The organism is Marinimicrobium agarilyticum DSM 16975, assembly GCF_000423345.1.
Classification (GTDB): Bacteria; Pseudomonadota; Gammaproteobacteria; order Pseudomonadales; family Cellvibrionaceae; genus Marinimicrobium; species Marinimicrobium agarilyticum.
In genome coordinates, this window is record NZ_AUHU01000009.1 from 172924 (window position 1) to 180858 (window position 7935).

Here is a 7935-nt window from a genome sequence, read left to right on the forward strand (position 1 = left end):
GGAGAGTGGATCAGGCAAGGACGGAGTACCCAGATCAAGGAAGATGCAACTTCACGAAAAAAGCCCGCAAGGATTTGCGGGCTTTTTTTTGTTCTGGACAAAAGGCTCATCCAAACAACAGAAGCTCCCTCAAACAGCTTTAAGTGTCACCGATGCCTGCTCAGCCTCCACCGTCTGAGCCTGGTAGCCCGGAACCCGTACTTCAACCCTGGAGGGAGCATCTCGCCAATCCGCCTCCCAGTGCACGCTCACCCCGGTGTCGGTTTTTTGAGCAGTGACGGTAATGGCACCGTAAGGCGTCGGTGCGGGCCCAAAGCGCACGGGCTGCCCACCCTCAACCCAACGCTCGGGAACGCCACTGGCCAGAATCAGGCCGTCGCCTTCCTCGCGCACAAACCAGTTGCGAATCATGATTGCCCACTCGGCCGCGGCCCAGACGTGATGGCCATCGCCCATGCAGCCGCCGCCGGTGGCCGGATGAATGGCCTCGGGCCACTGGCCGGTGGAGGTGGCCAGATCCGCAACGGTATCCACCAGTTCCAGATAGCGCGGGTCATCGGCCCGCAACAACACCTGAGCCACGTGCAACGTCAGGTAGGCATTCAGGCCCGAGTGGATCATGTCCTGATAAAAGGCGCCTTTAACGAAGCAGCGCTCCAGCAGGAACTCCACGGTGTCCAGCAGGCGAGGATCTTTGGGCTCAGACAGGCGAGTCGGGTAGCCTGTCGCCAAAGAACCGATGGCACCGGCGTCCATCCGGCGGTGGGGGGAAGCGGGTATGGCCGGCCGCTTCAGACGCTGCTCGCAGTGCTTCAGCGTGCGGTCAATCGCCGCCTGAAACTTCTCGGCCTCCTCGGCAAACTCGGCGCTGGCTTTCGGGTCTTCGTCTTTTAACAGCTCAGCCGCCGCTTTAAGGCCGGCGACACCCCAGAAATCATCCCAGTAGTAATAATCGTTGGGCCCCAGGTGCTCAGCGCTGAACCCGGCCGGCAACAACCCGGCATGGGGCTCGTTAAGATCGTCGGACAGGCGCTTGCGCGGAATCCAGCGAGCCCCCTTGACGATGGGCCCCCACCACTCGGGATCGGGCGGCCGACCGGTCAGCTGACAGTACCGCTGAAGCACCCAGAGCACCTCGCCGTTGGCATCCCACTCGCCTTCCTGAGAGCGGAAGTAACCGCCGAGGGTCTGGCGGGCAGGGAAGCGAGAAAGCGCGCGCTCGGCTCGTTGGGTCAGCCCAACGCTCAACAGAGAATCGATGATGAAGGCGGCATCCCGGAACCAGAAGCGCTTGTAAGTAAATGGGCCCGGATAGACATCATCGGGCGAATGCAGGATCAAAGAAGCAACGGCCGCCTCATACAGTTCGGTATAGCGCGGCTCCGGGCATTCCAGGCGCGCGTGTTTGCGCTCGGTTTCCCAGGCGTCTGCCGGCAGCTGGGCTGGCGTATCCGACAGAGGAATGGTCGCGGTCATCTCCCGCTCCTCCCCAGCGCTCACCGGAAAGAGGGCGGCAGCGGTCACCATACCGACATCACAGCGGCCCTCGGTCTGATCCTCTCGCTCGTTCAGATGGATATGGACATCGCCCTGGCGGTAGTCGGACACGTGGTGGCGTTTCGCCGGCTCACTGAAACTCACCGCACGGGTGTCATCCACCACCCAGCTTCGACGATCCTCCGAGAGCTTTACCTCGTGTATAAAGCTGACGCCCTCGGGGTTGCTCGGTCGCAATGCCAACACCAGGGACGCGTCGGCGTCCGCCTTGGCATTGAGCCGAAACTTGCACACCGGCAGGCCGTGATCCAACTCCACCCACGCCTCGGTTTTGAGGTACAGGCCCTCGTGACGGCACTCGGTAATAACGCTCTGACCAGACGCCAGCTGCTGGCGCTGCTTCGCCCATTCTGCCCGAGAGGGCAGCAGGCAGCGGCCGTCCTCCGCGAGCAGCCAACCGTCGAGGGACCAGCTGTCAAAGAAGGGGGTCAGGAGCCCACGCGGGTCGACCACCGGTAATTCGTCCACATCCGGATGGCCCACCGCCGTCCAGTTGCGATGGCTGAGGTTGATATGCGTGATGGAAAAAGCGCGCGGAATAAACGCCGGATCGAGCGGGTTGAACTGGCGCTCGATCCAGAAGGGCCAGACCCAGTCCAGGTTGTGCTGAATCACCCGGCTGTTGATCAGGCCACGGGCGTGAAACACCACCCCGGCACGCAACAGCTCAATGGGCTCACCCACTTCCGAGGGCTGGGCAAAACTATGCACCCGCCCGAGCAGCGCGATGGGGTCGAGGAACCCGTGCTTTCGCGCCGCCTGCTTCACCAGATAGCGCCAGGGAAGCCACTTCATCCAACTCACGTTACCTCCTCAATCGCTTCGTCGACAGACTCGCGATCCTTGGTGTATTGACGAAGAATACGCCGTGCCAGCACATTGAGATAAACCACGGCCACCACCGTGGCGATAAAGCCCGCGGCATAGATGGCCCACTCCAGCGGGGTTCGGCCGGACTCGCGAACCCCCAGGGTCGTCAGATCCGCGGCCAGAGAGCCCAGATAGACGTTGTGCAGTGTAAACGGGATATAACCGATACTGCAGCCGGCCACAAACCCCCAAAAAGAGAAACTCGTCAGGCCAAACAGATAATTGGACAGCTTGCTGGGGAAAAACGGAATCAACCGGGTCAGCAGGACAACCTTCCAGCCATGGGGCGCCAGCTCCTCATTGACCAGGCTCAGCTTGGAGCGCGAGGTTATGAAAGCCCGGGCCCGTTCCCCAAACAGGTAGCGCGCCATCAGAAACGCCAGGGCACCACCGAGCACTGTGCCTGCCACCACATAAACCGTGCCCTCAAACAACCCGAAGACAAAACCGGCACCCGTGGTGAACAGAACGCCGGGCAGCAGAAAGATCATGACTAATGCCATGACCAGAATAAACAACACCCCGGCCCACGCACCCTGGCGCTCAAACCATTCCAGCAAACGCACCACTTCCTCGTGAATGCCCAAGCTATAAAGCACCGCGAGTACCAACGCCACAAACGCCAGGCTGGCCAGCATGCCCACCAGGGGCGAGCGCTTCCAACTTCTGACGGGGGCGGTCTCGCTGGATTCCGGTAACGCCATAGGCTAGAAGGCCACCGGTTTGCAATCGCTCTGGGCAACCTTCTGGTAAAACTCGCCCATACCGCCCATGCGGCTGGGTTCGCGCAGGTTATCCGCCAGGATACCGCGCACCTGCGCGCAGGGTTTGCAGACAATGATCTCGGCATTGGGGTGTGAAAACACCTCGGAGAATTTTGCCGGCGGCCCGCAGGGGACCACATTCTCATAGACGCCGGGCACCGCGAGCGACACCGCATCGTGGAACAGCATGAGGGTCACCGAATCACCGGCTTCCAGTGCGGTGGCGGCAAATATAAAGGGAATGGCCGCCCGAGTGGTGTCGGTGGGGCCCCAAGTGGTGGAAATCGCGTAATGCATAGAAACGCTCCTTTGACTCAATGAATACAGCATAGACTAGAGACGGCTGCCACTACCAACCAACGCGCCAGTTCCACGCCAGAAGAGGCGTATGGCGCCGAGACGTGCCAAAAACCGCGACCGGAAACCTTTGCAGATAGTGGCTGTCAGGCAGGCTGTGTATTATGAATACAGACTAACACCCCTGAACGGAGGTTCAACCAATTGGAGAACGAAGAGCAGGTCGCCAACCTTGAAGAAGTGATGGACCGTGTCGTTGAGGCGGCTCACGAGCGTGAAACCATTTCCGTGGACGACATTCTCAATGCCATTGGCCAGCGGTCGTTCGGCCCGGTGCTTTTGCTGGTGGGGCTGATCGTTCTGGCGCCCCTGATTGGCGACATTCCCGGCGTACCCACCCTGTGCGCCATTATGGTGTTCTCGTTTTCCATTCAACTGATGCTGCACCGGGAGCACTTCTGGCTGCCCCAGTGGATGCTCAGACGCTCCGTCAAAACCCGAAGCCTTCATAAAGCCGTAAAACTCTCCCGCAAGCCCGCGCGTTTTATCGATCGGCTGGTCAAGCCACGGCTGACGTACCTGATCCGCGGCTATATCCCCACCCGCTGCGTCGCCCTGGCGAGCATGACCATTGCGCTGATGATGCCCCCGATGGAGTTCATTCCGTTCAGCGCCAACCTGGCCGGCGCCGTGCTGACCTGTTTTGGCCTGGCGCTGATCGCGCGGGATGGAGTCTTGGCACTGTTGGCGTTCGCGCTGACCGGAGCCAGCGCGACGGTGGTGATTTATGGGATTTGGGGTTAGTGGATCTATTAGCCCGAGAGGGATTATAGGTTTAACCAGAATAACGGTCGCAGAGGCGGTCCAGGTCTAGCTCCAGGTTCTTCAACGATTGCCACATCGATTGACTGAGACTGTTTAGCTGAGTTTCTTCCCTACCAAACACCGGAAGACGGGCAGCAAAGCCCCTGTAATGGAGCGTTTCAACCACTCTTTGATTGTCGATAATTGTCACATTCAGAGCCGATACAGCCTCATAGCCGCCACCAGCTTCGTAGGTGTACAGACGAGTAAGAGAGGGTTCCAGCGTAAAATCAGGACTTGCCAATTCCGGCTCATAGATGGGTTTGGTCAGTTCGTGAGAATACACATCTTCAAGCCAGGACCCCACGCCCGAAACTCTTATCGACCGCCCACGATGAACACCCACCGTAATCGTATTTTGTCTTTTATCTTCGATTGGCTTAAGCGCGACCTCACAGCCTTCTAAAGCATCGATGTATCTCCGCATTTCCTTAACGTACTGCTTCTTTCGATGAAACGTCATCTTTTTTTGAGGCTGATAAGCCTCCGGAAAATAGTTCAGTGTCGGCAATACGCCCCCATCATCGGCCATCGCAATGCCCGCCCCTGAGGCGAAATACACCCCACTTAAGCAGATCAACCAAGCGTAAACGTTACAGATCCGGTTCTTCACTGCAGCTCCCCTTGTGGCCTTTTAAGCGATAGACAACTCGTCCTTTTTTTGAATAGAAAAATCCGCTATGGTCTTGCATGATATGTCGGCCAGTATGATCTCCCTCTATCAGCCAGCCCTTAATTGCGTTCGCGGGAGAGTCGCCCACTGGCCCCATGACGGAGCGATAACACGACTTCTCCGAAAACTTACCCAATATGCTCCAGACCATCATTCTGGATACCTCTTCGATTCCAGACACCAGCGCTTGCTCATATGCTGCTCCGTTGTCATGGACCCAATAATCAATCAATTCGCTTTCTGATCCAACAGCGCGATCTGACTGATACGTCGACCGCACGTGGTAAATGGGTTCGGCGTCTTTATACTCTTTACTGAGTTTGTACCGCGGTATATTTTCATCATACAAACCTGCATCCAGTTCCACGAGCATATACCGGTAGTTTTCTGAAAAGTGGTAAGTCAATTCAGCGTAAATAAAATGCTCTCGATCGCCAAGCGATAAAATTCGCTTCTTAATCTCCTCCTTATCCATAATAACTGCATTTGCAATATGATCTATTCCGTTAACTTCCCAAGTTTCAGGCACGAAGTGTTTAACATCAGAGGCGAACATGCGCCGAGCGTCTAGATGTCCTATTTGCTCGTACAGCGGTTTTAAGCTTTGGTGAGCTTTTCGATTGGATTTGGCATCGATGTCCCCCTCCAGTACTGAAGGAAACAGCCCGTTCCCAGATTCCGCCATAATGTTTCGTTCATCGATAATGGGGAAAACCTCATCCTGAACAACCAACAAATACACATCAACGGTTTCGATTGAGGAGCGTTGAGCATCCGACAGCTTTTTATGACCAGTTGTGCAAGAGGACACTAGCAAAATCGCCAGGCTCAGCGAAATCGTTCTAAAAACCATAAATTTCCAACTTAAACCATCGACTCTAAATTTCACCTGTTGAAGTTTCACTATAACTTCCCTGAAAAACATGCCCCACTAAACCGTGTGATCGATTGAACCTCTTCGTATACATCCCGTTACGGTGGCGCATACCTTTAAAGAGATTTGCCTTCGGAGGCTCGATCAGAGGATGATGGTAATTGCCCATCAGGCAATAGGCATGACACACCCAACTTCAGGTCTTGCAAACCTCTTCGAGCACGCCTATGAACTCATCACGATCTGCATCATTCTCGTAAATTGCCTCATGCCGATCGCCTAGGACGGTGGTGATTTATGGGATTTGGGGTTGAAGCCAAAGCTCAACCCCACTTATCATTGACCGTTCGCGATTATCCGCCCTCATGCAACGCCTCAAGCGCCATCATAAGGTCTTCATCGAAGGTAATGTCCTCAATAAGCTTATTAACCGCTTGGCTCATGATCGCCTCCCAGGTTCCACTTAACCCACCCCCTTTTTTCTCGGAATGGGAACCCGAATAGGTGGACTGATAGAAAACCTCACCCGTTCGTGTATCGATGAACGCCAGGCTACACTGAACATCCCCAATAAACTCAATGGTCCAGAAGTTCTGATCTGTCTCAAACCAAAAGCGGTCGACCGAACCCTCAATTTTGACGCGACCGTCCTCGACGATATGATGCCCATTCTGGGACAAGCCTGTCTCAATGGCGTCTGAAATGATGGTTGTGACTGGCTCCGCCGTGGTCATATCCGCGGTATTCTGCCCGAAACCATTTTTCTTCCATCCAATGCGCGCCTTGTCAGAGCGATTGTCCTCAAGGGTGGCCGGAAGAAAGCGGGTGCTGGGCGCCTCAGAGATGGGACCTTCAAAGCTTATTGACGGGTCGTGCTGTACGTCCAGCGTCGCATCCGTAAAAGCGCAGGCTTGAATCAGTGCGGCGAACGCCAGTGCGATCAATTTTTTCATAGTGCTATCCTCTTGATTTATCGGTATATGATTTTATTGGCCAAGCGGACGCCCGCTTTTTGGAATACTTTCTTATGCGCGCTGTTGATATCGCCCTCCATATCGACCAGTTCAGCGAATTGATAGCGCTCCTTCCCATAGAAATGAAAGGTCTCATCGTTTAAGGAAAGCAGCGCCGTATCGTCGGAGCGCGTCTCAAAATTGATAAATGCGGCCATTGCCAGAGTTTGTGAATTCACTACTTTGAAGCCGCACTCCTTTATTTCGAGCTCAACAGTCAATGCATTGGATTTTGAAGGGGCTTCATTTTCAACGGTGTAGCCTCGACCACTTAGCTTCTCTTCAAACGCCGACAGCAATTCAGTCTCACAGGTCTCAACCGATAAAAACGGCCGCAACTGTTCCAGTTTTTCCTCATCGTTGCCGCTACGGACCGCCGCCTCAACTCCAGCGCCAATAAGGCCGCCTACCGCCGCCCCCGTAGCCGTCGACTTGGCACGGTCGAACAACAGATCGAACTTCCCTTTGTCTTTTACATCAATAAAGACCGGGGGCTTAACGTCGTCAGAGAAGGCGGCTGGAGGAAACAGAAGCGCGGCCAAAAAAAGAGGTTTTTTGAGCATAGGTATCGTCCTTTTTCGATCATTATAATTAAAATTGACGCAGCAACATCCAGGCGGCGTTTCGCCTTATTGGCATCGCGAGAGAATCTCAGTGAAGGACCAAAACAGGGAGGGGGAGTTACTTGTCAACACCGGCGCACTTTGTCCGCATTTTACCGGTTTAGATTGTCCGGTTTTTAACGATTTCAGCGTCAGTTGATGGCAACAGTTTCCTCCTCTGGGTTGGGGTTGTCGGTATTCACTTTCGCGGTATTGGCCGCGATCAGTCCGGCCTTTCGCTTGTCCTTCAGCCGGTAGCTTTCTCCTTTGATGTTCAAGGTCGTCGAGTGGTGCAGTAGCCGGTCCAGTATCGCGGTGGCAATGACCTGATCCCCGAACACCTCACCCCAGTCGGTAAAGCTCTTGTTGGAGGTCAGGATGATACTGGCCCGCTCGTAGCGCCGGTTGACCAGCCGGAAGA

General features: G+C 55.4%; 9 protein-coding genes. 1 reads left to right on the top strand and 8 read right to left on the bottom strand.

The genetic code is table 11. The features are described 5' to 3' along the window. Window positions 1–129: 129 nt before the first annotated feature. The 3 genes from G547_RS0111290 to G547_RS0111300 are packed head-to-tail and all read right to left on the bottom strand — an operon-like array spanning window position 130 to window position 3488. Window positions 130–2352: a hypothetical protein gene (locus tag G547_RS0111290; protein WP_245573469.1), complete on the bottom strand. Its 2223-nt coding sequence runs from the start codon at window positions 2350–2352 to the stop codon at window positions 130–132. A 5-nt stretch (window positions 2353–2357) separates the two neighbouring features. Next, entirely contained in the window at window positions 2358–3131 is a 774-nt protein-coding gene (locus G547_RS0111295) for a TVP38/TMEM64 family protein (protein ID WP_027329948.1), read from the bottom strand. A 3-nt stretch (window positions 3132–3134) separates the two neighbouring features. Beyond that, the gene (locus G547_RS0111300; RefSeq protein ID WP_027329949.1) at window positions 3135–3488 is read right to left on the bottom strand and encodes a DsrE family protein; all 354 of its coding nucleotides are present in this window, start codon (window positions 3486–3488) and stop codon (window positions 3135–3137) included. A gap of 204 nt (window positions 3489–3692) precedes the next feature. Here G547_RS0111300 and G547_RS0111305 point away from each other — a divergent pair, with 204 nt between their 5' ends. Further along, window positions 3693–4292, top strand: coding sequence for an exopolysaccharide biosynthesis protein (locus G547_RS0111305; RefSeq protein ID WP_027329950.1), 600 nt, complete (start codon window positions 3693–3695; stop codon window positions 4290–4292). Between the two features lie 31 nt (window positions 4293–4323). Here G547_RS0111305 and G547_RS0111310 read toward each other — a convergent pair whose 3' ends face one another. The 5 genes from G547_RS0111310 to G547_RS21145 all read right to left on the bottom strand — a co-directional run. After that, on the bottom strand, window positions 4324–4965 hold the full coding sequence (locus tag G547_RS0111310; protein ID WP_027329951.1) for a hypothetical protein: 642 nt from the start codon (window positions 4963–4965) through the stop codon (window positions 4324–4326). Beyond that, window positions 4946–5929: a hypothetical protein gene (locus G547_RS0111315; RefSeq protein ID WP_157209844.1), complete on the bottom strand. Its 984-nt coding sequence runs from the start codon at window positions 5927–5929 to the stop codon at window positions 4946–4948. Before G547_RS0111315 ends, G547_RS0111310 begins: the two co-directional genes overlap by 20 nt. 323 nt (window positions 5930–6252) lie before the next feature. Further along, window positions 6253–6852 carry a YajG family lipoprotein gene (locus tag G547_RS0111325; RefSeq protein ID WP_027329953.1) on the bottom strand — a complete coding sequence of 200 codons (600 nt, stop codon included), beginning with the start codon at window positions 6850–6852 and terminating at the stop codon, window positions 6253–6255. A gap of 17 nt (window positions 6853–6869) precedes the next feature. Further along, window positions 6870–7475 (bottom strand): hypothetical protein, encoded by a 606-nt coding sequence (locus tag G547_RS0111330; RefSeq protein WP_027329954.1) that lies wholly within the window; start codon window positions 7473–7475, stop codon window positions 6870–6872. Between the two features lie 191 nt (window positions 7476–7666). After that, a partial coding sequence (locus G547_RS21145; protein WP_211224543.1) for an ATP-binding protein occupies window positions 7667–7935 on the bottom strand: 269 nt, incomplete at its 5' end.

Excerpts from the sequence above, each read along its gene's own strand:
- G547_RS0111330 (WP_027329954.1), bottom strand. The coding sequence starts at position 7,475 with ATGCTCAAAAAACCTCTTTTTTTGGCCGCGCTTCTGTTTCCTCCAGCC.
- G547_RS0111300 (WP_027329949.1), bottom strand. The coding sequence starts at position 3,488 with ATGCATTACGCGATTTCCACCACTTGGGGCCCCACCGACACCACTCGG.
- G547_RS0111290 (WP_245573469.1), bottom strand. The coding sequence starts at position 2,352 with ATGAAGTGGCTTCCCTGGCGCTATCTGGTGAAGCAGGCGGCGCGAAAG.
- G547_RS0111295 (WP_027329948.1), bottom strand. The coding sequence starts at position 3,131 with ATGGCGTTACCGGAATCCAGCGAGACCGCCCCCGTCAGAAGTTGGAAG.
- G547_RS0111325 (WP_027329953.1), bottom strand. The coding sequence starts at position 6,852 with ATGAAAAAATTGATCGCACTGGCGTTCGCCGCACTGATTCAAGCCTGC.